The organism is Streptomyces sp. NPDC053673 (assembly GCF_055585225.1).
Map to the genome: position 1 here is coordinate 22437 of NZ_JBVJKN010000025.1, position 24270 is coordinate 46706.

At 71.7% G+C, this 24270-nt stretch carries 16 protein-coding genes; 14 read left to right on the plus strand and 2 right to left on the minus strand.

Features of this window, described 5'->3' with window-relative positions; translation table 11 throughout:
- Positions 1-235: 235 nt before the first annotated feature.
- Positions 236-2308 carry a SpoIIE family protein phosphatase gene (locus tag ACZ6ZQ_RS28455; protein WP_469771360.1) on the minus strand — a complete coding sequence of 691 codons (2073 nt, stop codon included), beginning with the start codon at positions 2306-2308 and terminating at the stop codon, positions 236-238.
- 156 nt (positions 2309-2464) lie between these two features.
- A complete protein-coding gene (locus ACZ6ZQ_RS28460) occupies positions 2465-4918 on the minus strand; it encodes a SpoIIE family protein phosphatase (protein WP_469771361.1) in 2454 nt (817 codons plus the stop codon).
- Positions 4919-5083: 165 nt separating this feature from the next.
- Between ACZ6ZQ_RS28460 and ACZ6ZQ_RS28465 the strand changes: the two genes are divergently transcribed.
- The 14 genes from ACZ6ZQ_RS28465 to ACZ6ZQ_RS28530 all read left to right on the plus strand — a co-directional run bounded on the left by ACZ6ZQ_RS28465 (position 5084) and on the right by ACZ6ZQ_RS28530 (position 24268).
- Positions 5084-6058, plus strand: a complete 975-nt coding sequence (locus ACZ6ZQ_RS28465; RefSeq protein WP_469771362.1) for an alpha/beta hydrolase — start codon at positions 5084-5086, stop codon at positions 6056-6058.
- 435 nt (positions 6059-6493) lie between these two features.
- On the plus strand, positions 6494-6913 hold the full coding sequence (locus ACZ6ZQ_RS28470) for a cell division protein SepF (protein ID WP_469771363.1): 420 nt from the start codon (positions 6494-6496) through the stop codon (positions 6911-6913).
- A 56-nt stretch (positions 6914-6969) separates the two neighbouring features.
- Complete coding sequence (locus tag ACZ6ZQ_RS28475; RefSeq protein WP_469771364.1) at positions 6970-8097, plus strand: AAA family ATPase; 1128 nt, start codon at positions 6970-6972, stop codon at positions 8095-8097.
- The gene (locus ACZ6ZQ_RS28480; protein ID WP_469771365.1) at positions 8094-8465 is read left to right on the plus strand and encodes a nucleotide pyrophosphohydrolase; all 372 of its coding nucleotides are present in this window, start codon (positions 8094-8096) and stop codon (positions 8463-8465) included. Before ACZ6ZQ_RS28475 ends, ACZ6ZQ_RS28480 begins: the two co-directional genes overlap by 4 nt.
- A 125-nt stretch (positions 8466-8590) precedes the next feature.
- Positions 8591-9142, plus strand: a complete 552-nt coding sequence (locus tag ACZ6ZQ_RS28485; RefSeq protein ID WP_469771366.1) for a DUF6099 family protein — start codon at positions 8591-8593, stop codon at positions 9140-9142.
- Positions 9143-9344: 202 nt separating this feature from the next.
- Entirely contained in the window at positions 9345-10268 is a 924-nt protein-coding gene (locus ACZ6ZQ_RS28490; RefSeq protein ID WP_469771367.1) for an LLM class F420-dependent oxidoreductase, read from the plus strand.
- 66 nt (positions 10269-10334) lie between these two features.
- Positions 10335-11246 carry a homocysteine S-methyltransferase gene (mmuM, locus tag ACZ6ZQ_RS28495; RefSeq protein WP_469771368.1) on the plus strand — a complete coding sequence of 304 codons (912 nt, stop codon included), beginning with the start codon at positions 10335-10337 and terminating at the stop codon, positions 11244-11246.
- A gap of 47 nt (positions 11247-11293) precedes the next feature.
- On the plus strand, positions 11294-12754 hold the full coding sequence (locus ACZ6ZQ_RS28500) for a 3' terminal RNA ribose 2'-O-methyltransferase Hen1 (protein ID WP_469771369.1): 1461 nt from the start codon (positions 11294-11296) through the stop codon (positions 12752-12754).
- Positions 12751-15315 (plus strand): polynucleotide kinase-phosphatase, encoded by a 2565-nt coding sequence (locus tag ACZ6ZQ_RS28505; protein WP_469771370.1) that lies wholly within the window; start codon positions 12751-12753, stop codon positions 15313-15315. Before ACZ6ZQ_RS28500 ends, ACZ6ZQ_RS28505 begins: the two co-directional genes overlap by 4 nt.
- A gap of 277 nt (positions 15316-15592) precedes the next feature.
- Positions 15593-16843: an arginine deiminase gene (locus ACZ6ZQ_RS28510; protein ID WP_469771419.1), complete on the plus strand. Its 1251-nt coding sequence runs from the start codon at positions 15593-15595 to the stop codon at positions 16841-16843.
- Positions 16844-16904: 61 nt separating this feature from the next.
- Positions 16905-17945, plus strand: a complete 1041-nt coding sequence (argF, locus tag ACZ6ZQ_RS28515; RefSeq protein WP_469771371.1) for an ornithine carbamoyltransferase — start codon at positions 16905-16907, stop codon at positions 17943-17945.
- A gap of 143 nt (positions 17946-18088) precedes the next feature.
- A complete protein-coding gene (locus ACZ6ZQ_RS28520) occupies positions 18089-18937 on the plus strand; it encodes an amino acid permease (RefSeq protein ID WP_469771372.1) in 849 nt (282 codons plus the stop codon).
- Between the two features lie 49 nt (positions 18938-18986).
- Positions 18987-23150 (plus strand): trypsin-like peptidase domain-containing protein, encoded by a 4164-nt coding sequence (locus ACZ6ZQ_RS28525; protein ID WP_469771373.1) that lies wholly within the window; start codon positions 18987-18989, stop codon positions 23148-23150.
- 290 nt (positions 23151-23440) lie between these two features.
- On the plus strand, positions 23441-24268 hold the full coding sequence (locus ACZ6ZQ_RS28530; protein WP_469771374.1) for an enoyl-CoA hydratase family protein: 828 nt from the start codon (positions 23441-23443) through the stop codon (positions 24266-24268).
- The last annotated feature ends 2 nt before the right edge of the window (positions 24269-24270 follow it).

Below are 24270 nucleotides of genomic sequence, written 5' to 3' on the forward strand. Positions count from 1 at the left end.
CCCTCCGGGTCTGGGGAGACCCCATGCATCTGACGCCGCGGCCTGGTCCTCGAAGATCGCCCGGACAGGACCTAGTGCCGCGACCGGCAATGTCTGCCCGTCGAGGAGCGTCGTCCGGTGCGTGCCATCGCAAGGCGGCCGGAAGTCCTTGTAGCGGAGCTACCAGGGCTTTTGGCCAACGCAGCATGGCTGCGTGCCGGGCGGCGCGACAGGGCAAAGCTTGCCGGGAGGGGCACTAGTCGCGGACGCGGGCGATGAGCAGGGCCACGTCGTCGCACCAGTTGTCGCCCCGTAGTGCGTCGAGAAGCCGGTCGCAGGTCTCCTCCAGCCCGGCGGGCGGGTCCGAAAGCAGGGTGAGCAGCACATTCAGGCGGGTGTCGATGTCGTCGGTCCGGGTCTCCACCAGTCCGTCGGTGTAGAGCACGAGCGTGTCGCCGGGGGAGAGGGCGATGGTGAGGGAACGGAAGGGGACGCCGCCGACGCCGAGCGGGACCCCGCTGGGCAGGTCGAGCAGCAGCGGCGGGCGGCCCGAGCGCAGCAGCACCGGGGGCAGATGACCGGCCGTGGAAATCGTGCACTGCCCCTGGTGGGGGTCGTAGAGGACATAGAGACACGTGGCGATGTAGGGCTCCAGCCCGCCCGTGATCACATCGAGATGGTGCAGCACCCGCTCGGGGTCGAGGCCGAGCGAGGTCAGGGTCTGGGTGGCGGTGCGCAGCCGCCCCATCGCCGTGGCGGCGTTGATGCCGCTGCCCATGACATCGCCCACCACCAGCGCCGTCTTGTCGCCGCTCAGCGGGAGGACGTCGAACCAGTCGCCGCCGACCTCGCTGACGGCCCCGGCCGGCTGGTAGCGGGAGGCGACTTCCAGGCCGGCCAGATACGGCGGATGCCGGGGCAGCAAGCTGCGCTGGAGAGCGAGGGCGGCGTTGCGCTGCTGCTGGTACCAGCGGGCGTTGTCGATGCACACCGCGGCCCGGGCCGCCAGTTCGGTGGCGAGCAGGACATCGTCGGAGTCGAAGGGCAGAGGATTGCGGGAACGCTTGAGATCCAGCACGCCGAGCACCTCACCGCGGGCGGTCAACGGCACGGCCAAGTAGGAATGCACACCGGCCTCGGCCAGCAGCACGGCCGAGTCGGCGTCGCGCGCGATGCCCGGCAGTTCCCCCTCGGTCACCTGGGACACGATGACCGGCTCCCCGGTCTGCACACACTGGGCGACCAGCCGGTCGGCATCGTAGTGGGCGAGTTCGCCGGGAGGGTCGGCCGCCCGGACCGCGGGAGTGGGATAGGCCGCGGCGACGGCGAGGGCGCGGAAGACCGCCGGACCGCCCGCCGGCACCGCTTCACGGCGGCCCTCCACGGCGGAGTCCAGCACATCCACCGCCGCGACGTCGGCGAGCTCGGGTACGGCGACATCTGCCAGTTCCCGGGCGGTCTGCCACAGGTCCAGCGTGGTGCCGATACGCACCGAGGCATCCGCCACCAGGGTGAGGCGGTGCCTGGCACGCTCCGCCTCCCGGGACGCCTGGTGCCGGTCCGTGACATCCACGACCGAGGCCGCCAGCCCCAGAACCCGCCCGCCGGGATCCTCCAGCCGGTACAGGGACAGGGACCAGGCCCGCTCGGTGTTCCGGGCGGACGGGTGGCCGAGCACCCGGCGGTCCACCAGCGGCGTTCCTGTCTCCAGGACCCGGCGCATGGCGGCCTCGATCCTGTCGGCGTCCACGAACGGCAGGGTCTCGCCCACGCGCCGGCCCACATGCCGTGACGCCGGGATGCCGCTGACACGCTCCAGCGCCGGGTTGACGGTGATGAAGCGCAGACCGGAGTCCAGGACGGCGAGGCCGATCGGGGACTGGTCCACGAGCCGCACGGACAGCGCCAGGTCCCGCTCCACCTGGCGCAGCGTCGCCTGGTCGGTGGCCAGGCCGAGTGCGTAGTAACCGCCGTGCTCGTCCTGCAGACGCATGTTGCGCATCTCCAGCAGCCGCATGCCGCCGTCCTTGTGCCGGACGGGGAAAACCCCCGCCCAGCTCTCGCCGCTCTCCATCACGTCGGCGAACAGCTGGAGCACGAGGTCGTAGTGCTCCTCGGCGACCAGCAGCGGGAGCGCGTAATGGCCCAGCGCCTCCTCGGGGGTGTATCCCAGCAGCTCCTCGGCCTGGCGGCTCCACAGCGCGATCCGCCCGTCCGCGTCGAGCACCACGGCCGCCATGCCGAGCACGTCGAGCAGCCCGCCCGGCGGAGCGGGTCCGAGCTCCGCGTTCGGCACCAGGTCACCGGAGAACGCTTCGGTGCCACCCATCCGCAGCCGCTCCTCCCGCCGCCGTGACGGCGTACGCGCCCAGGCCACGCCCACACCGCCGGAAACCTGGGCGCTCCCATCGTCCCTCCGCCCCCAGATCCGCGCACTTCCCGCCCCGCATCCGCACGACCCGGCCGGCGGTGCCGGCACGCACGCTCAGCCCGGCCGGCGCCCGACGGCGGGGAAGGGCAGCTCCTGCTCGGTCCAGACGGTCTTGCCTCCGCGCGCGTGCCGCGTGCCCCAGCGCGCCGTCAGCTGCGCCACGAGCAGCAGTCCCCGGCCGCCCTCGTCGGTGCTGCGTGCGCGGCGCAGATGGGGGGAGGTGGCACTGGGATCGGAAACCTCGCAGATCAGCCGGTGCAGGTTGATGAGCCGCAGGGTCACGGGCCCGCCGGCGTAGCGGTAGGCGTTGGTGACGAGCTCGCTCACGATCAGCTCCGTCGTGAAGATCATCTCGTCCAGTCCCCACTCGGTGAGCTGCCGTTCGATCAGCCCCCGGGCACGGGCCGGTGCGGTGGGCTCCGCGGGCAGCTCCCAGGACGCGACCTGCTCCGGCGCCAGAGTCCGGGTCCGGGCCAGGAGCAGGGCGACATCGTCGGTGGGCCGGACCGGCAGCAGCGCGTCGACCACGTCCTGCGAGGCCTCCTCCAGCGACCGGGCCGGTCCCGCGAGCGCCGCACAGAGCCGGGACAGCCCGGCGTCGACGTCACGGTCGTCGCCCTCGATGAGCCCGTTCGTGTAGAGGGCCATCACGCTGTTCTCGGAGAGCTCCAGCTCCGCGGCTTCGAACGGCAGCCCTCCCAGCCCCAGCGGCGGCCCGGCAGGAAGGTCGGGGAGGCTCGCTTCCCCGCCGGGCGTCACCACCACCGGCGGGGGATGTCCCGCGCGAGCCAGGGAGCAGTGGCAGGACACCGGGTCGTACACGGCGTACAGGCAGGTGGCGCCCACCACCTGATCGCCGGACGAGCCCTCGTCCCCCGCCTCCTGTTCGCCGGCCAGCCGCGTCACCAGGTCGTCAAGGTGCGAGAGCACCTCGTCGGGTTCCAGATCGAGATCGGCCAGCGTATGTACGGCGGTACGCAGCCGGCCCATCGTCGCCGCGGCGTTGATGCCGTGGCCGACGACGTCCCCGACGACCAGCGCGACACGGGCTCCCGAGAGCGGGATCACGTCGAACCAGTCCCCGCCGACCCCGGCGGCGCCGCCCGCCGGCAGATACCGGTGGGCGACGCGGACCGCCGGATGCAGTGGAAACGAGCGCGGCAGCAGACGGCGTTGCAGCGCCAGCGCGGTGCGGTGCTGTTGCGTGTAGCGGCGGGCATTGTCGATGGAGACCGCGGCACGGGCGGCGAACTCACTCGCCAGAGTGAGATCGTCCTCCTCGAACGGCTCGGGCACCTTGTACCGCCACAGGCAGACGAGCCCCAGCAGGAGCCCACGGGCGGTGAGCGGAACAACCATCAGGGAATGGACGCCCAGCCTGCGTGTCTGTTCCGACCGCACCCGGTCCAGACCCGCCACGGGGTTCACAGGATCGAGACGGGCCGCCAGAACAGCACGACGGGTGATCAGACACCGGGCCTGCGGTGTGTCCGGCGGGAACGTCCGAAGGGTGCCCACCGGGAACATCACCTGCTCCGGGTTCGGAGCGACCGACTTGAGCGCGGCTCTGCGGAGCGGGCCGGCGCCGTCCGGGAACAGCTCCTCGCCCAGGACGACCGCGTCGAGAAGATCGACGGTCACACAGTCGGCGAGCCCGGGGGCCGCGACATCCACCAGCTCCGACGCGGTGGTCAGCACGTCCAGCGTGGTCCCGATCCGGGTACTCGCCTCGTTGAGCATCGCCAGCCGGCGACGTGCCCGGTGCCGGTCGGTGACGTCCTCGACCAGTTGCGTCACTCCCAGCGTCCGGCCGGTGGAATCCTCCATGCGGAACGCGGACACGGCGACGTACCGCTCCCGCCCCGGGTCGCTGCGCAGCCGGCACGACTGCTCGGTGAAGATCATCGGACTGCCGGTCTCCAGCACCTGCCGCAGCCTGCCCTCGATCGTCTCCGCGTCAGAACGGATCAGGAAGTCTCCGATGTGGCGCCCCCGCGCCTGCTCGCTCGTGATCCGCCCGATGCGTGCGAGCGCACGGTTGATCCGCAGGACCGCCAGGGTGGGGTCATGGATGGCGAGGCCGATCGGCGACCGGCGGAACAGCCCGTCCAGGACCGACCGGTCGATCTCCCACTGGGCGATCTCCTCCGCCGGCGCGCCGTCCACATACCACTCGTCGGCACGGCCGGCGCGGATCACACGGTGGACGCGGATGCCGAAGGCGGCCCGCCGGCCCTTGTGGTCCCGCACGGGCAGACCACCGAACCAGCGGCCGTCCCGCACACAGGCCGCCGCCGCGTCCCGTACGAGATCACGATCGCGCGGATCCACGAGAAGGTCCGCGGCAGACCGGCCGAGAGCCTCTTCCTCGGTGTATCCCAGCAGCTCGCGCGCGCGTTCGCTCCAGCCCACCACCCAGCCGCGGCCGTCGAGCACGAGAGAGACGGCGCTGCCCAACGAGAACGGGTCCGCCGGGCTCTCACTCATCAGGGACACGGATCCGGTCATCACTTCTCATGCTCCATCGGGTGCGGCCCGTGCGCACGCGCTCCACCGGTCCGGCGCACGCGCACGCGGCCCGGGCGGGCACAGCCGCCTGCGCGCGGGGAGCGAATTGCGATCGTAAGGTCGGTAGGCGTGCATGTGTCCGGCTGCTCACGAGGGAGTATGGAAATGTCCTTGAGCTATGCCCCGCAGGCCCCGGTGTTGGAGGCCGCCGCCGCGGAGTTCGCGACGGCGACGGCCAACCCGCCGTTCCTGTTCGACCTGCCTCCCGCCGAAGGCCGCAAGGCCGTCGACGAGGTGCAGTCCGGTGAGATCGCCATGCCGGAGGTGGACGAGGAGTGGGTGACCGTACAGGGCGGTCCCACCGGTACCGTCCGGGCGCGGGTGGTCCGGCCCGTCGGGGCTGCGGGCGCCCTGCCCGTGATCCTGTACATCCACGGCGCCGGCTGGGTGTTCGGCAATGCCCACACCCATGACCGTCTGGTGCGTGAGCTGGCCATGGGCGCCGGGGCTGCGGTGGTGTTCCCCGAGTACGACCTGTCACCCGAGGCCCGCTACCCGGTGGCCATCGAGCAGAACTACGCCGTGGCCCGCTGGATCGTCACGGACGGAGCCGGCCAGGGCCTGGACGGTGCGCGGCTGGCGGTGGCCGGTGACTCGGTCGGCGGCAACATGAGCGTGGCGCTGACCCTCATGGCAAAGGAGCGCGGTGATGTGCCGCTGGTCCAGCAGGTGCTGTTCTACCCGGTCACCGACGCCGCCTTCGACACCGGTTCCTACCGGCAGTTCGCCACGGGGTACTTCCTGCGCCGCGACGCCATGCAGTGGTTCTGGGACCAGTACACGACGGACGAGGCGCAGCGCGCCGAGATCACCGCGTCCCCGCTGCGCGCCACCACCGAACAGCTCGCCGGGCTGCCGCCGGCCCTGGTCATCACCGCCGAGGCCGACGTCCTGCGCGACGAGGGCGAGGCGTACGCCAACAAGCTCCGCCAGGCCGGCGTACCGGTGACCGCCACCCGCTACCAGGGCATCATCCACGACTTCGTGATGCTCAACCCCCTGCGCGGGACGGAAGCCGCCGAGGGAGCCATCACCCAGGCGGTCACCACCCTGCGCCGCGCGCTGCACCCCACGGGCTGATCCGGGCGGGGCGCGCCCCGAGCTCACCGAGGTCACTGAGATCACCAAGTTCACTGAGGTCACTGAGAAGCAGGGCCGCGGACACCCGCTGACGATCGACAGCGGGTGGCGTGAAGTCGCCTGCATCGCACCGGCGTTCGTGAAGCGCAGCGTCCGGCCCGCCGGGCGGCGCGGCCCGGCCCACACGGCCGTCGAGGGCGACCTGTCCGTCCAGCTCCGTGATCTGGAACACCAGGCGGGGGTACGGCGGACCCTCTGACGGGGCCTCGCCCGGCGGGAGTCCTCCACCCCTCTCAACCGCGGCGTCTCATCCGGCGGCGTCCCATCCGCGGCATCTCGTCACGGCCCCCGGCATCGGCAACCGCTTCGAGAACCGAGGCCCGTCGCCTCGTGTCGCTGTTGGGCCGAATGAGTGAGGGACGCGAAGATGGTCCCATGAGCAGGTACGAGAGGCACGACGTCACCGACGAGCAGTGGGAGGGCCTGGCGCAGGTCGTCCCGCTGCGCGGTCGTAACGAGTGGCCGTCAAGGATCGACCATCGCACGATCCCCCGGGACGCCTTCGCCGCCCCGGACGCCGGCGCCGCCGCCGAGCAGCGCCGGATGGTCGTCCTGCGGGTACAGGTCTTCGCGGACGCGCGCGACGTCGCCGAGCACCTCATCGCGCAGGTCCCGGTACTGCTGGACCTCACCAGCGCGGACACCGAAGTCGCCAAGCGCATCCTGGACTTCAGCAGCGGCGTCGTCTTCGGGCTCGGCAGCGGGATGCACCGGGTCGACCGGAACGTCTTCCTGCTCGCACCGGTCGGCACGGAGGTCGAGGGCGTCGCCGCGGCGGCCGTCCCTCATTCGTAGGAAGCCCTTTCAGGCGTAACGGTTCGGCGTACGGCGCGCTGCGTAGCGTCTTCCGCATGGAGTTGATCAGCACCCGTCCCACGGTCACCGAACTGCGCCTCTCCGCCTTCGCGTCGCATCGCGCGGGCACCTTCCCCCTCGGCCCGGTGACCCTGTTCGCCGGGCCCAGCGGCAGCGGCAAGTCGAGCGCGCTGCGGGCCTACGAGGCACTGGCCCGGCTCGGCGCGGGCAGCGGGATCGGCGAGGTGTTCCCGGACCCCGCGGGCTGTGTTCCCGAAGGTGCGGAGGGGGACTCCCAGGGCAGACGGGGATTCAGGCTCGGCTGTACGGTCGACGGCCCGGCCGGTTCCGTACAGCTCGATCTCGCCGTCCAGGCCGAGCCGGAACTCCGCATCGTCGGCGAGCGTTTGACCAGCGAAGGGCAGACCCTGCTGAGCACGGCACTGCGCGACCCCGGGCGCACCTGCGTCCAGGCCGCCTGGCACACGGCGGGCGCCGCCCGGGTCACCCGCGCCCCGCTGCCCGACGACCGGCTGGGCACGGCACTGCTGCCGCTGCGCGTCGCGGGCAAGACGGACGGACAACGGCGGGTGCTGGCCGCCGCCGAGCAGGTGGTGGTGGCGCTGCGGTCGGTGTTCCCCTGCGATCCGCAGCCCCAGCGGATGCGGGAGCCCGTGCTGCCGGGGGAGGGCCGCCTGCGGCACGGCTGCGACAACCTGGCGGCGGTGCTCCACCGCACCCGCAGCGAGTGCGCCAGACGCCATGCGCGGCTGACCGCTGCGGCCCGGGCGGGCTGCGCGGGCCCGGTCGCCGACGTGGGCGTCGAGGAACTCACCGACGGGACGGTGCGCGCGGTCCTCGGCCGGGTCGTGAGCGGACGGGGCACCCCGCTCGGGCGGCTCGGAGACGGCGAACTGCGTTTCCTCGCCCTCGCGCTGGTCCTGCTCACCGGACCCGGTGTGCTGGCCGTGGACCAGGCGGCGGAGGTCCCCGGCGCCCTGCAGTCGCTCACCGTCCTCGCCGACGGCTTCGACCGCTGCCTGGACCGCCGTCAGGCGCGCGAACTGGCCGCACTGGCGGCCTCGATCAGCGCCGGCGGACATCTCCGGCTGGTGGGTGCGGTGAGCGACGGCGACACCGCGCGCGGGATCGAGGGAGTGACGGTGGTAGACCTGGTGCCGTGACAGAACTGGACGTCAAGGCACTGCAGCGCAGACTGGCCGAGTTCGCGGCGGCCCGGAACTGGGAGCCGTACCACACGCCGAAGAATCTCGCGGTGGCGCTGACCGTCGAGGCGGCGGAACTGGTCGAGATCTTCCAATGGCTGACCCCGGAGGAGTCCGCACGTGTCATGGACGACCCGGCGAAGGCTCACCGGGTGGCCGACGAGGTCGCCGACGTGCTCGCATATCTGCTGCAGTTCTGCGAGGTGCTCGGCGTCGACGCGCTCTCCGCGCTCTCCGAGAAGATCGACCGGAACGAGCTGCGCTTCCCGCCGGCCGAGAGGCCGTCGGACGGACCGTCACGACCGCGTCGTCACTCTACGGAGTGACTGATCTTTCCCCAACCGGCTTCCTGTCCACAGATTTCCGAATTCCCCTGGCTTTTCGTCTGGGCCGCCTTCACTCTGGGTAGTGAGTCAGTGGGCAGAAAGTCGTATGAACGGGGGCGGCGTACATGGATGCGGAGCGGCTCATCGCGGTCGGCAGGCGGGCACTGGCGGAGTGCCGCGCCGCGCTGGACGTCGTGGCGGAAGCCTGGCAGGCGCAGGCCCTCGCACAGGCGGTGGGAAGCCACCTGGCGGCTCGCGGCCCACAGGAGCTGAGAGGCGAGGCCCGCGGCCTCAGTGAGGCCGGCGGGCGCAGCGGCGCGATGGTCGATCCTCAAGTACTGCGCACCGGCTGCCTGAGAGCCTCCCAGCTCAGCGAAGTCACCGACCCGCGACGGGCGTTGACAGCGCTGAGCACCCTCCTCGGAGAGGTGGGCATGGCGCTCGTCGGCGTCGCATGCGCCACGGACGAGGAGGGCCTGTACTGGCAGTGCATCGAGGCGATCGACGCCGCGGACGAATCGAGCGACCGCGTGCGTGCGATGCTCCGCCGCCTCTCCCTGCGCGACCGCGACCTTGCTCCCGACCGGGACCGGGACCGTGACCGGGACCGTGACCGCGAGCGCGTGCGCGACCCCGGCCGTCCGGACCCGGCGGACTCGGCGACGAGCCCGCCCTGAGTGCCTGCGCGGGTCCCTGGCCGGTCCTGGCGCCGCCGGGGCGGTCCGGCTCCGCGAGACCGACGATCAGCGCCCGGTCCCGGCCACCGGCGGGACGACCCGCCCGCCCGGTCGACGGCCCTTCATCCGGCCGTGCCGCGTCCGCGCCGCATCACCAGCGCACCGTGAGGTTGACGCACGAACAACGGTGCAGGATGGATGCATGGATCTTCGAATCTTCACCGAGCCCCAGCAAGGGGCGAGCTACGACACCCTGCTCACCGTCGCCAAAGCCACCGAAGACCTTGGCTTCGACGCGTTCTTCCGGTCGGACCACTATGTGTCCATGGGCTCCGCCGACGGCCTGCCCGGCCCCACCGACGCCTGGATCACCCTGGCCGGGCTGGCCCGGGAGACCAAGCGGATCAGGCTCGGCACGCTCATGACCGCCGGCACCTTCCGGCTGCCCGGCGTGCTGGCCATCCAGGTCGCCCAGGTCGACCAGATGTCGGGCGGCCGCGTCGAGCTCGGCCTCGGCGCGGGCTGGTTCGAGGAGGAGCACAAGGCCTACGGCATCCCGTTCCCGAAGGAGAGGTCCGCCCGGCTGGAGGAGCAACTGGCCGTCGTGACCGGCCTGTGGGGCACGCCGGCCGGCAGCACGTTCACCTACGACGGGACGTACTACCAACTGGAGGAGTCGCCCGCGCTGCCCAAGCCCGCGCAGAAGAAGGTCCCGGTGCTCATCGGCGGGCACGGGGCGATCCGCACCCCCCGGCTGGCCGCCCGGTACGCCGACGAGTTCAACATTCCGTTCGCATCGCTGGAGGACAGCGACCGGCAGTTCAACCGGGTCCGGGCCGCCGCCGAGCAGGCCGGACGCAAGGCGGACGACCTCGTCTACTCCAACGCCCTCGTCGTCTGCGTCGGCAAGAACGACGCGGAGGTCGCCCGCCGGGCCGCCGCCATCGGACGCGACGTCGAGGAGCTGAAGGCCAACGGCCTGGCAGGCTCTCCGGCCGAGGTCACCGAGAAGATCGGCCGCTACGGCGAGATCGGCTCCTCCCGTATCTATCTGCAGGTCCTCGACCTCGCGGACCTCGACCACCTGGAGCTCATCTCCTCCCAGGTCCAGTCCCAGCTGAACTGACGCACGAGCCCGGCAAGACCCGAAAGCCAGGTCCCCAGGTCGTGTCTTCAAAGTCCCGGAGCCACTGTGAAGCCCGCCCGCAGCCTCGCCGCCGCCCTCGCCGAAGGGCCGCTCGTCCTCGACGGCGGCCTCTCCAACCAGCTGGAGGCGCAGGGCTGCGACCTGTCCGACGACCTCTGGTCGGCGCGGCTGCTCGCCGACGGCCCCGACCAGATCGAGGCCGCCCACACCGCGTATGTGCGGGCGGGCGCACAGGTGCTCATCACCTCCAGCTACCAGGCGACGTTCGAAGGCTTCGCCCGGCGCGGCCTGGGCCCCGACGAGGCCTCGGCACTGCTGGCCCGCAGCGTGGAGCTCGCCCGCGCCGCGGCGGAGCACGCGGACCGGGAGGTGTGGGTCGCCGCCTCGGTGGGACCGTACGGGGCGATGCTCGCGGACGGCAGCGAGTACCGCGGGCGGTACGGGCTGACCGTGCGCGAGCTGGAGGCCTTCCACCGGGCCCGCATCGAGGCGCTCGCGGCGGCCCGCCCCGACGCGCTCGCCCTGGAGACCGTGCCGGACACCGACGAGGCCGTGGCGCTGCTGCGGGCCGCGGAGGACTGCGGGCTGCCCGTATGGGTCTCGTACACCATCGCGGGCGAGCGCACCCGGGCCGGCCAGGACCTGACGGCGGCCTTCGCCCTCACCGCAGCCGACGACCAGGTGATCGCCGTCGGCGTCAACTGCTGCGAGCCCGCGGACGCCGACCGCGCCGTGGCACTCGCGGCCCGCACGACGGGCAAGCCCGTCGTCGTCTATCCGAACAGCGGCGAGCGGTGGGACGCCACGACGGGGACCTGGCGCGGCGGCGCCACTTTCGACCCGGCGAGGGCGCCCCACTGGACTGCCGCTGGGGCACGGCTGGTGGGCGGATGCTGCCGCGTCGGACCGGACCGTGTCGCCGCGCTGTCGGCGGCCCTCACCGGCACCGGCGCATAACGAAAACGCCTGGTCGCAAGGGCCCAGGGTGGGCAATACTCGGACATGTGTTCCTGACGATCAGTACGACCGGCACCCCCGAGCGTCCCGCCACGGATCTGGGCTTCCTGCTGCACAAGCATCCCGACAAGGCGCAGACGTTCTCGACCTCCCACGGCACGGCGCATGTCCTCTACCCCGAGGCCTCCGTCGAACGCTGCACGGCCGCGCTGCTGCTGGAGGTGGATCCGGTGGCGCTGGTGCGGCGCGGCAAGGGCAAGGGCCGCGGCGGAGCACCCGACTCCGCGCTCGCGCAGTACGTCAACGACCGGCCGTACGCGGCGTCCTCACTGCTCTCGGTCGCGATGAGCACCGTCTTCAAGAGCGCCCTGCGCGGCGTGTGCAACGCGATGCCGGAGCGGGCACAGAGCCCGCTGCCGCTGCGGATCGAAGTGCCGGCGCTGCCCGCCCGCGGCGGGGCCGAACTGGTGCGGAAGCTGTTCGGGCCGCTGGGCTGGACCTCGGTCGACGCCGAGCCCGTGGCACTGGACGAACAGTTCCCGGAGTGGGGCGACTCGCGCTACGTGCGCCTGGTGCTGGAAGGCGAGCTCCGGCTCGCCGACGCGCTGCGTCAGCTCTACGTCCTCCTGCCCGTCCTCGACGACGCCAAGCACTACTGGGTCGCGCCGGACGAGGTCGACAAACTGCTGCGGGCCGGCGAGGGCTGGCTGTCCGAGCACCCCGAGCAGAAGCTGATCACCAGCCGCTATCTGTCCCGCCGCTGGAGCCTGACCCGCCAGGCCATGGAGCGCCTCGAACTCGTACGGCTCGCCGAGAGCGACGACCTCGAGGTCGAGGACGTCGACAACGCCGTGGACGAGACCACCGACACCGACGAGCGGCCGGTCCCGCTCGCCGAGCAGCGCCGCGACGCCATCCTCGCCGCACTGCGCACCGCCGGCGCGGCCACCGTGCTCGACCTGGGCTGCGGACAGGGCCAGTTGGTCCAGGCGCTCCTCAAGGACGTGCGGTTCACCGACATCGTCGGCGTCGACGTGTCCGTACGGGCGCTGGCCATCGCCGCCCGCCGGCTGCGGCTGGAGCGCATGGGCGAGCGGCAGTCCGACCGGATCACCCTGCTCCAGGGCTCGCTCACCTACACCGACAAGCGGCTGGCCGGCTACGACGCCGCCGTACTCAGCGAAGTCATCGAACATCTCGACCTGCCGCGGCTGCCCGCTCTGGAGTACGCGGTGTTCGGCTCCGCCCGGCCCCGGACGGTGATCGTGACCACGCCCAACGTGGAGTACAACGTGCGCTGGGAGACCCTGCCCGCCGGGCACGTGCGCCACAGCGACCACCGCTTCGAGTGGAACCGCGAGGAGTTCCGCGCCTGGGCCGAGTCGGTCGCCGCCCGGCACGGCTACGCGGTGGAGTTCACGCCCGTCGGCGACGACGACCCCGAAGTGGGCCCGCCGACCCAGATGGCCGTATTCACCATGACCACGAAGGAGGTGGAGGCGGCATGACCACCACCACCCGCACACTGCCCGTCCCCGACCTCTCCCTCGTGGTCCTCGTCGGCGCCACCGGCTCCGGCAAGTCCACCTTCGCCCACCGGCACTTCAAACCCACCGAAGTGATCTCCTCGGACTTCTGCCGCGGACTCGTCGCCGACGACGAGAACGACCAGAGCGCCAGCGGTGACGCCTTCGACGTGCTCCACTACATCGTCGGCAAGCGCCTCGCCGCCGGCCGGCTCACCGTCGTCGACGCCACCAGCGTCCAGCAGGAGAGCCGCCGCCAGCTCGTCCAGCTCGCCCGCCAGTACGACGTGCTGCCGGTCGCGATCGTCCTCGACATGCCCGAAGAGGTGTGCGCCGAACGCAACGCGGCACGACCCGACCGGGCCGGCATGCCCCGCCACGTCATCCAGCGGCACCGGCGCGAGCTGCGCCGTTCCCTGCGCGGACTGGAGCGCGAGGGCTTCCGCAAGGTCCACGTCCTGCGCAGCGTCGAGGAGGCCGACGCGGCCGAGGTCGTCCTGGAGAAGCGCTTCAACGACCTGCGGCACCTCACCGGACCGTTCGACATCATCGGCGACATCCACGGCTGCCGCTCCGAGCTGGACACCCTGCTCGGCCGGCTGGGATATGTGGACGGCGCACACCCCGAGGGCCGCACCGCCGTCTTCGTCGGCGACCTGGTCGACCGCGGCCCGGACAGCCCCGGTGTGCTGCGTCGCGTGATGACCATGGTGGCCTCCGGCAACGCCCTTTGCGTGCCCGGGAACCACGAGAACAAGCTCGGGCGCTGGCTCAAGGGCAGGCAGGTCCAGCACACCCACGGACTCGCCGAGACCATCGAACAGCTGGAGCGGGAGGACGCCGACGACCCGTCGTTCCGCGAACAGGTACGGGAGTTCATCGACGGACTCGTCAGCCACTACGTCCTCGACGACGGCAAGCTGGTGGTCTGCCACGCCGGACTGCCCGAGAAGTACCACGGCCGCACCTCCGGCCGGGTCCGCTCGCACGCCCTGTACGGCGACACGACCGGGGAGACCGACGAGTTCGGGCTGCCCGTGCGCTACCCGTGGGCCGAGGACTACCGCGGCCAGGCCGCAGTGGTGTACGGCCACACACCCGTGCCCACCGCCTCCTGGCTCAACAACACCATCTGCCTGGACACCGGAGCCGTCTTCGGCGGAAAGCTGACCGCGCTGCGCTGGCCCGAGCGTGAACTCGTCGACGTACCCGCCGAAAAGGTCTGGTACGAGCCCGCCAAGCCGCTCACCACCGAGGCGCCCGGCGGACACCAGGGCCGTCCCCTGGACCTCGCCGACGTCCACGGCCGCCGCATCGTGGAGACCCGCCACATGGGGCGCGTCGCGGTGCGCGAGGAGAACGCCGCGGCTGCACTGGAGGTCATGAGCCGCTTCGCGGTCGACCCGCGGCTGCTCGCCTATCTGCCGCCGACGATGGCACCGACCGCGACCTCACAGGAAGACGGCTACCTGGAGCACCCGGCCGAGGCGTTCGCCCAGTACAAGGCGGACGGCGTCGAACGGGTCGTGTGCGAGGAGAAGCACATGGGCTCCCGCGCCATCGCCCTGGTCTGCCGCGACGCGGACGTGGCGCGCGAACGCTTCGGTGCGGCCGGCGCCACGGGGTCCCTGCACACCCGCACCGGCCGGCCCTTCTTCGACGAGCCCGACGTCACCGAGCAGATCCTCCAGCGGCTGCGCGCCGCCGTCACCGCGGCGGGACTGTGGGAGGAACTGCAGACCGACTGGCTGCTCCTGGACGCCGAGCTGATGCCCTGGTCCCTCAAGGCATCCGGGCTGCTCCGCAAGCAGTACGCGGCCGTGGGCGCCGCCTCCGGCGCGGTCTTCCCCGGCGCCACCGCCGCCCTCGAAGCAGCCGCCGCGCGCGGCCTCGACGTCGACGCACTGCTCCAGCGGCAGCGCGAACGGGCCGCGGACGCCGCCGCGTTCACCGACGCGTACCGCAGGTACTGCTGGACGACCGAAGGCCTGGACGGGGTGCGTCTCGCGCCGTTCCAGATCCTCGCCGTCCAGGGCCGCTCCCTCGCCGCCGTGCCCCACGACGAACAACTGGCCTGGCTGGACCGGCTGGTGGAGGCGGACACCGCGACAGGAACGGCCACCGGATCCGCGTTGCTGCGGACCACCCGCCGCCTCGTCGTCGACACGGGCGACGAGGAGTCGGTGCGCGCCGGCATCGACTGGTGGCTGGAGATGACCGCCACCGGAGGCGAGGGCATGGTCGTCAAGCCCCTGCAGGCGCTCGTACGGGACGACAAGAGCCGGCTCGTCCAGCCGGGCATCAAGGTCCGCGGCCGGGAATACCTGCGGATCATCTACGGCCCCGAGTACACCCGCCCGGACAACCTGACCCGGCTTCGCAGCCGGTTCCTCGGGCACAAGCGGTCGTTGGCGCTGCGCGAGTACGCGCTGGGCCTGGAGGCGCTCGACCGGCTCGCCGACGGCGAGCCGCTGTGGCGGGTCCACGAGGCGGTGTTCGCGGTGCTCGCGCTGGAGTCCGAGCCGGTCGACCCCCGGCTTTAGCACCCCGTCCCTGTCCCTGCCTTACGGGGAGGCGTTGTCCGTGCCTCCCCGTAAGGCGTGATCACTCGCCCGGACAGCAGGATCCGGGAGCCTCGCCACGCATGTGACCGAGCCGCTGAAGGAAGCCGTCGCGGCCGACTCGTCCTCCCTGCTCCCCCTCCGCCTCGCCGCCGACCGCGCCATCAGCGGCATCACGCCCGAGCGGGCGAGGGCCCTGAATGGAGACGGTACAGCCGTTCGCCGGGTGAAGAGGCGTCCGGACGGTGAGGATGAGGGCATGGGATTCCATGTCGACTCCGAGACCGGGCGCCTGCGCCGGGTCATACTGCACCGGCCCGATCTGGAGCTGAAGCGGCTCACCCCCACCAACAAGGACGCGCTGCTCTTCGACGACCTGCTCTGGGTGCGGCGTGCCCGCCAGGAGCACGACGGCTTCGCCGACGTCCTGCGCGACCGCGGCGTCGAGGTGCATCTCTTCGGCGATCTGCTGCGCGAGGCGCTGGAGATCCCGGCGGCCAGGAAACTCGTCCTGGACCGGGTCTTCGACGAGAAGGAGTACGGCCCGCTCGCCACCGACCATCTGCGGGCCGCCTTCGACGAGATGGACACCGGCGTGCTGGTCGAGGCGCTGGTCGGCGGGATGACCAAGCGGGAGTTCCTCGCCGGTCACTCCGAGCCGTCGTCCGTGCGCTTCCACGTCATGGACCTGGACGACTTCCTGCTCGGCCCGCTCCCCAACCACATCTTCACCCGCGACACCTCCGCCTGGATCTACGACGGCGTCTCCATCAACGCCATGCGCTGGCCCGCCCGGCGGCGCGAGACCGTGCACTTCGAAGCGATCTACAAGCACCATCCGCTGTTCACCGGCCCCGAGGCGGGCGGCTTCCACCACTGGTCGGAGGGGCAGGACGACTATCCCTCCACCATCGAAGGCGGCGACGTCCTGGTCCTCGGCAACGGCGCGGTACTGATCGGCATGAGCGAGCGCACCACCCCGCAGGCCGTGGAGATGCTCGCCCGAGGGCTGTTCGCGGCCGGCTCCGCGCGGACGATCGTGGCGCTCGACATGCCCAAGCGACGGGCGTTCATGCACCTGGACACCGTGATGACGATGGTGGACCACGACACCTTCACCCAGTACGCCGGCCTGGGCATGCTGCGCTCGTACACGATCGAGCCGGCCGCCGGCGAGCGGGCCCTGTCCCTGCGGGTCACCGACCATCCGCCCGAGCACATGCACAGTGCGATCGCCGCCGCCCTCGGGCTGCAGGACATCCGGGTGCTCACGGCGACACAGGACGTGCACTCGGCGGAGCGCGAGCAGTGGGACGACGGCTGCAACGTCCTCGCCGTCGAGCCGGGCGTCGTCGTGGCGTACGAACGCAACGTCACGACCAACACCCACCTGCGCAAGCAGGGCATCGAGGTCATCGAGATCCCGGGCAGCGAACTCGGCCGGGGCCGCGGCGGCCCCCGCTGCATGAGCTGTCCCGTGGAGCGGGACGCCGCCCACCCGAACGTATAGCAATACGGGAGTGTGTATAGACTTCCATAGTCCCCGCATTCGCGACCCAGGAGCAGCCACCATGGCGACACATCTCGAAGGCCGCCACTTCCTCAAGGAGCTCGACTTCACGGCGGAGGAGTTCCGCGGTCTGGTCGACCTGGCCGCCGAGCTCAAGGCCGCCAAGCGTGCCGGCACCGAGGTCCAGCGGCTGCGCGGCAAGAACATCGCGCTGATCTTCGAGAAGACCTCGACCCGCACCCGCTGCGCCTTCGAAGTCGCCGCCGCCGACCAGGGCGCCTCGACGACCTACCTCGACCCCTCCGGCTCCCAGATCGGCCACAAGGAGTCGGTCAAGGACACCGCCCGCGTGCTCGGCCGGATGTTCGACGGGATCGAGTACCGCGGGGACAGCCAGGCCGCCGTCGAAGAGCTCGCCGCACACGCCGGCGTACCGGTCTTCAACGGCCTCACCGACGACTGGCACCCCACCCAGATGCTCGCCGACGTGCTCACCATGACCGAGCACAGCGGCAAGGGCATCGGCAAGGGCACCGGTGAGGGCATCGACAACGACGACGCCATCGTCTTCGCCTACCTCGGCGACGCCCGATTCAACATGGGCAACTCCTACCTGGTCACCGGCGCCCTGCTCGGCATGGACGTAAGGATCGTCGCCCCCAAGGCCTACTGGCCCTCCCCGGAGGTCGTCGCGCAGGCCCACCGGCTCGCCGAGGCCGGCGGCGCCACGATCACGCTCACCGAGGACATCGCCGAAGGCGTCGAGGGCTGCGACTTCATCGCCACCGACGTCTGGGTCTCCATGGGCGAACCCAAGGAGGTCTGGGACGAGCGCATCAAGGCCCTCGCCCCCTACCGGGTGACCATGGACGTCCTTCGCGCCACCAACAACGCCGACGTCAAGTTCCTGCACTGCCTGCCGGCCTTCCACGACCTGGGCACCAAGGTCGCCCGCGAGATCCACGAGCGCCACGGCCTGACCGAACTCGAAGTCAGCGACGAGGTCTTCGAATCCGCTCACTCGGTCGTCTTCGACGAGGCCGAGAACCGTATGCACACCATCAAGGCCGTCCTGGTGGCAACACTCGCCACTGCCGAATAGCCATACGCCCGATTGGGTGCTTATGTGAATCAGCCGCTACGATAATCGCCGATCAGTGGGGTCCGGGCTCGCACGCCCGGACCCCACTTCGTTGTGTGCACGACCTGACGAACCTGGCAAGACCCGAAAAGAGAACCACCCCCATGCGCATCAAAAGCCCAGCCCAGCTCCTCGCCGAAGCCGGCGCAGACCGCGAGGGCCACGGCCTCAAGCGCACCATGGGCCTCTTCCAGCTGGTCTGCTTCGGCGTCGGCGCCATCGTCGGCACCGGCATCTTCGTCGGCCTCTCCGACAGCGTCGCCGAAGCCGGCCCCGCCGTCGTCGTCTCCTTCGTCCTCGCCGCGATCACCTGCGTCTTCACCGCGTTCTCCTTCGCCGAGCTGGGCAGCGCGATCCCGGTGTCCGGCTCCTCCTACTCCTTCGCCTACGCCACCCTCGGCGAACGCGTCGCCTTCCTCACCGGCTGGTGCCTGCTGCTGGAGTACGGCGTGTCCGTCTCCGCCGTCTCCGTCGGCTGGGGCCAGTACCTGGGCGAACTCCTCGGCAGCCTCACCGGCCATCAGCTGCCCGCCGCCCTCTCCAGCCCGCCCGGCGACGGCGGCATCGTCAACATCCCCGCCGTCGTCGTGATCCTGCTCGCCGCCCTGCTCCTGGTCCGCGGCATCCGCGAGTCCGCCCGCGCCACCGCCGTGATGGCCGTCGTCAACATCGCCGTGATCGCCCTGCGCCGCCGCCACCCCGGCACCAGGACCGCGTTCCGCGTGCCGCTGTTCCCCGTCAGCCCCGTCCTGGGCGTGCTGTTCTGCCTCTACCTGATGTGGGGCACGGGGTGGACGACGTGGGTCCAGTTCGCGGTCTTCCTGACCGCCGGCGCCGCCGTGTACGCGCTCTACGGCCGCCGCAATTCGCGCCTCGCCGACGCGGACGGCACGGACAGCCCGCAGACAGCCCCCGCGACACCGTCGCCGAGCTTGTACGCTGACATTTCCTGACGGGCCAAGGCCCTTCGACGGAACTGCCCAGGGGGGGAGCAGAGGCGTCATGCACGGCCGGGGTGGTCTGGCCGCCGGACGCGTCGCGGAGATCATCGTGACGCAGCGGACCGGCGGCCGGCAACGGGGGAGCGGCTACCTCGTGCGCAGCGGAGTCGTCCTCACAGCGGCACACGTCATCGACGACGCGGCCGACGTCCTCGTACGCTTCGACGCCGACCAGCCGGGCGAACGGACCCGCACAGCCCGCATCCTCTGGTCCCACGCCCCGTCGGACATGGCGCTGCTCGGTGTCGCGGGCGAAGACACCGACGAGCCGGTCCTCCTGGGCCGGATCGCGGAGCGCGACGCGGTCCTGCGCTGCACAACACTCGGATTTCCCCGGTTCAAACTCCGCGACGACACCGACGGCAGCGGCACCACCTACCGCGACACCTGCCACGCCGAGGGCACGGCACCCGTGCTGTCCAACCGGCGCGAAGGCACCCTCGAACTCATCGTGGCGCCACCCGAGCACGAGCCGGACACCGCGCACTCACCGTGGGAGGGCATGTCCGGAGCACCCGTGTGCAGCGGTGGCCGGCTCATCGGCATCGTCGGCCTCCACCACGCCTGCGACGGTCCCGGCCGGCTCGCCGTGCTCCGCGCCGACCGCTGGGCGGACGGGCTCGGCGAGGACGACCTGAACCGGCTCCAGGAGCTGCTCGGGCAGTCCGTCCGGCCCCAGACCCTCCACGACGTACTCCCCGCAGGCCCGGGCGAACTCGTCCGCAACGCCTACCGGGCTCAGGTCAAGGACATCGCCCCTCCCGAACTGATCGGGAGGCAGGACGAGTTCGCCGAGATCGTCGCCTTCTGCGCCGGGGACGACCCCTACCAGTGGTGGCAGGCCCCACCGTGGGCAGGGAAGACCGCACTCGCCGCATGGCTCGCCCTGCATCCCCCGGCCGGCGTCGTCCCCGTGTCGTTCTTCGTCACCCGCCGGCTCGCCGGCCAGGCCGACAGCGATGCCTTCTCCGACGCGCTGATCGACCAGCTGGCGCCGCTGGCCGAATCGCCCGCCACCACCGTCGGCAACCGTGACACCTATCGCCGCCTGCTGATCGAGGAGGCCGCCCAGCGGCTCGACGAACGCGGCGAACGGCTGCTGCTCGTCGTCGACGGACTCGACGAGGACGAGTCGGCCTCGACCGGCAGCGGCCGCCCCAGCATCGCCTCGCTCCTGCCCCCTCGGCCCCCGGACAACCTCCGCGTACTGCTGACGAGCCGCCCGCACCCCGGTGTGCCGTCCGACGTCCCGGCCTCGCACCCACTGCGCCACTGCACCACCCGCATCCTGGGGACCAGCGCGTTCGCCCAGCACACGCGCAACGAGGCCCGCGAAGAGCTGTACCGGGCGCTGCGCGGCGGCGACGACGTCCAGCGCGAGATCGTCGGCTTCGTCACGGCCGCGCAGGGCGGTCTGACCCTGCGTGACCTGGAAGAGCTCACCCGACGCCTCCCGTACGAACTGCAGATGTGCCTCGGCGGCACCTTCGGCAGAAGTCTCGCCACACGGTCCAGAGGTCTGAGCGCCGCCGACGGATCCGACCGGGACGACCGCGGATATCTCTTCGCCCACGAGACGCTGCGCGAGGAGGCCGAACAGGCTCTCGGGACGGGAGTCGACGAGTATCTGGAGCGGCTGCACACCTGGGCCGACGGCTACCGCGACCGAGGATGGCCGCGGGAGACCCCCCGGTATCTGCTCCAGGCGTACGGGCGGGTCGTGGAGCAGAAGTGCCCGGGCGCCCGCCGGCATGTGGACCTCGTCGTCGACACCCGGCGCCAGGCACGACTGCGCGAAGCCACCGGCGCCGACGGAGCCGCCCTCAGGGAGATCACCTCGGCCCGTGCCGCGGTGGCCGGCTCGGACCGCGACGACGACCTGTGGTCCGCCGCGCTGCTCGCCTTCTCCGACACCTGCCTGACGGCCCGCAACGCCGCGCTGCCGGCCGGATTACCGGTGCTGTGGGCCGCACTGGGCAAGAGCGGCAAGGCCGTCGCGCAGGCCCGGTGCATCCCGGACGACCACGACCGGGGCCGGGCGCTGGCGGGCATCGCCCGGCAATTGCTGAGTACCGACCTCGATCGCGCGCTCGAACTCGCCGATGAGGCCGGCCGGCTGCTCGGCGAAGCGGACCCGCCCGGCCGCGGATCACCGGCGGAGTACCGGGACCTGGCGGTGGTCCGGGCCGTCGCCGGTGAGTACGTCCAGGCACTCAACACGGTCCTCGGCATTCTGGACCCCCGCGAACGGGCCGTCGCCCTGATCCAGGCACTCAGGCATGTGCCGCTGGACGAACGAGGCACCTTCGCGGAGGTGGCGGAGCGGCTCGCAGCGGCCCAGACCGGGGACGGAGCCGACCGGGCCGCACTCCTGGCGATCAGCGGTCTCGCCTGGTGGGGGACCGACCGAGTGCGCTGCGACGCACTGCTGGCACAGGCAGTCCGGTGGAACGGCCAAGGCGATCCGGCGCTCGCACCCGCCGCGGCCATGGTCGCCCTGCTGCTTGCGAGAGTGCGGCCGAAGTACGCCCGGAACCTGGCGAAACGTGCGGCGGCCGCGGCGACAACAGGGTGGTTCGCCGCCAGGGACGAACTCATGGCCGCGCAGGCGCTCGCGCGTTGCGGGGAGTTCGACGACGCGTGGGCGGTCGCCAGGCGCATGAACTACTTCACACAGGCGGCAGTGCAAGGGGCGTTGGTCAGGGAGTCGGCGGCGCAAGGCAGAGCATTCCTCGGCCCCGTGACGGCTGCGCTCGCATACGACGTGATGAACATGGAGCGGACCCGGGGGCTTGTCGAACACGGAAAGCCGGAGGAGGCCCTGGAAGCGCTCGCCGTCCTCCCGCGGCCGCTGCGGCGCGAAGCGGAGGCATTGTGCGCTCTCGCCCTGGTGCACCGGGACCCCGAGGCGGCCGAGGGCATCGCCCTGGAGCTGGAGCGCAGCACGTACGCCAGCTCCGACCTGCCGGACAAGGAGCACGCGGTGGCTGCCATCTCCATGATGCTCGCGGACAGCGGCGACCTGGCCCCGGCGGAGCGGCTCGCCCACTCCCTGCCGGCCAGGGACGCCAAAGCCGCCGTGCTGAACCACTTGGCACTGACGGTGGCCGGCAGCGATCCGCGGCAAGCCGTGGCGCTCGCGCAGGACGCCCGGCGCACGATCGAGTACGGCGCGGAGCGCGATGTGGACGGAACGGTCTCGCACTACGACACGGGGTACTGGCACCGGCTCATCGGGGCCGTCCAGGCGCTGACCTGTGCGGGGGACGTGCAGTCCGCGTGGGACATCGCCCACGCCTTCCAGGACAGGAGGCACCGGGCCGACGCGTTCTCCGTGCTGGCGGCGGTGGCGGGCGGCAGCGGGCCGGACGGGCGGCAATGGCATGACCGGGCCATGCTCCAGATCCAGGACCTGGCTGAGGAGATCAAGCGGGACGACGACCCCTGGCTGACGCACCACTACGAGGACCTCGCCGATCTCGGCAGCCCCGACGGGCTGTTCCTTCAGCTCTCGGAGGCGATCGCACACCGTGGGCGACTGCCGGACGGTGAGCGCGAGGCGCTGGCGGAGGTCGCCGTGCCGCTGGCCGACGAGGGCCTGCTGGAGGCCGAACTCGGGGCCGCGGCCCTGGTGGCTCTGCGAGACGGGGATCCGGGCGCCTCGGCCGGCCTGCAGGCGTCCATCGTGAAGTGGGAGGGGGAGTGCGCCGAACTGGCCTGCGCGTTCGCCGCGCTCGGGGATCCCGGGGAAGGCATGCGACTGGCCCGGGGAGAGGCCGGGCCGGGGGCTCGTGACGGCAAGCGGCGCAAGGCGGTCGCCCAGGACGAGGCGCTCGCGGTGATCGCCGCGCTCGCCGCGGGAGTCGATCTGTCGAGGACGGAAGTCCTCGGCAGCGCTCCGGGCGAGGGGGAACTCCAGGGACTGCGTCGCATTCTGGCCTGCGGGCCGGGCCGGTGGGATCCGCGGCAGACGTGCGCTCAGGACCATCCCACGGCTCGGGCCGCCGTGCGCGAGGTACTGGGAACCGGTGCCTGGTACCTCGTCCTGCGCGCCCTGGCCGTACTCGCACCGGACGGCGCGAGCCGGCTGGGGAGGCTGGCCCTGACCCAGGTGGAGGCGGAGCAGCCCGTCAGCTCCGCGCAGGACGTCGCGCGGGAAGTGTGAACGGGACCGCCACGCGCCAGGCCCTACGCACCAGGCCCTACGCACCAGGGCACGCGCCATCGGCACGGCGGCCGCGGTGTGCGGCAGCGCGACATGCCAGGAGGCGGTCGCCGGGGAAGCGGCGGGAAGGGTCCCGTGGGCTCCGGGCGAGGCAGGTTCCGTTCGCGGGGTCCTCTCACAGCGCCCGCACCGGCCACACCATCCGTATCGCGCACTCATGACGGAAGTCACGTACAAGTGATAACTTCGTGAGGCAGGCAGTAGCCGGCAGGCTGAAGGAGGCCGCGCCCATGAGCCCCTTTACCAGCTCCGCACCCCACACCGAGCAATGGCGCCACATCCGGCTGACCAGGCAGAACGGCGTCGCCACCGTCACCCTCGACCGGCCGGAGAAACTCAACGCGCTCACCTTCGGCGCCTACGCCGACCTGCGCGACCTGCTCGCCGAACTGTCCCGGGAACGGTCCGTACGGGCACTCGTCCTCGGCGGCGAAGGCCGCGGCTTCTGCTCCGGCGGCGACGTCGACGACATCATCGGCGCCACACTCGCCATGGACACCGCCCAGCTCCTCGACTTCAACCGGATGACCGGACACGTCGTACGCGCCCTGCGCGAATGCCCCTTCCCGGTGATCGCCGCCGTACACGGCGTCGCCGCCGGAGCCGGCGCCGTACTCGCACTCGCGGCCGACTTCCGCGTCGCCGACCCCTCCGCCCGGTTCGCGTTCCTCTTCACCAAAGTGGGACTCTCCGGCGGCGACATGGGCGCGGCATACCTGCTGCCGCGCGTCGTCGGCCTCGGCCACGCCACCCGGCTGCTCATGCTCGGCGAACCCGTCCGGGCCACCGAAGCCGAACGCATCGGCCTCATCAGCGAACTGACCGAGGAAGGCCAGGCCCACACCGCGGCCGCCGCCCTCGCCCGCCGCCTCGCCGAAGGCCCCGCCCTCGCCTACGCCCAGACAAAGGCACTCCTCACCGCCGAACTGGACATGCCGCTCGCCGCCTCCGTCGAACTCGACGCAGCGACGCAGGCCCTGCTCATGAACGGCGAGGACTACGCGGAATTCCACGCCGCGTTCACCGAAAAGCGCACCCCGAAATGGCAAGGGCGATGACC

Bases quoted from the DNA above. Each gene is read 5' to 3' on its own strand.
- ACZ6ZQ_RS28455 (WP_469771360.1), bottom strand. From the start codon at position 2,308: ATGGGTGGCACCGAAGCGTTCTCCGGTGACCTGGTGCCGAACGCGGAG.
- ACZ6ZQ_RS28460 (WP_469771361.1), bottom strand. From the start codon at position 4,918: ATGACCGGATCCGTGTCCCTGATGAGTGAGAGCCCGGCGGACCCGTTC.
- ACZ6ZQ_RS28465 (WP_469771362.1), top strand. From the start codon at position 5,084: ATGTCCTTGAGCTATGCCCCGCAGGCCCCGGTGTTGGAGGCCGCCGCC.
- ACZ6ZQ_RS28470 (WP_469771363.1), top strand. From the start codon at position 6,494: ATGAGCAGGTACGAGAGGCACGACGTCACCGACGAGCAGTGGGAGGGC.
- ACZ6ZQ_RS28475 (WP_469771364.1), top strand. From the start codon at position 6,970: ATGGAGTTGATCAGCACCCGTCCCACGGTCACCGAACTGCGCCTCTCC.
- ACZ6ZQ_RS28485 (WP_469771366.1), top strand. From the start codon at position 8,591: ATGGATGCGGAGCGGCTCATCGCGGTCGGCAGGCGGGCACTGGCGGAG.
- ACZ6ZQ_RS28490 (WP_469771367.1), top strand. From the start codon at position 9,345: ATGGATCTTCGAATCTTCACCGAGCCCCAGCAAGGGGCGAGCTACGAC.
- ACZ6ZQ_RS28505 (WP_469771370.1), top strand. From the start codon at position 12,751: ATGACCACCACCACCCGCACACTGCCCGTCCCCGACCTCTCCCTCGTG.
- ACZ6ZQ_RS28510 (WP_469771419.1), top strand. From the start codon at position 15,593: ATGGGATTCCATGTCGACTCCGAGACCGGGCGCCTGCGCCGGGTCATA.
- argF (WP_469771371.1), top strand. From the start codon at position 16,905: ATGGCGACACATCTCGAAGGCCGCCACTTCCTCAAGGAGCTCGACTTC.
- ACZ6ZQ_RS28520 (WP_469771372.1), top strand. From the start codon at position 18,089: ATGCGCATCAAAAGCCCAGCCCAGCTCCTCGCCGAAGCCGGCGCAGAC.
- ACZ6ZQ_RS28525 (WP_469771373.1), top strand. From the start codon at position 18,987: ATGCACGGCCGGGGTGGTCTGGCCGCCGGACGCGTCGCGGAGATCATC.
- ACZ6ZQ_RS28530 (WP_469771374.1), top strand. From the start codon at position 23,441: ATGAGCCCCTTTACCAGCTCCGCACCCCACACCGAGCAATGGCGCCAC.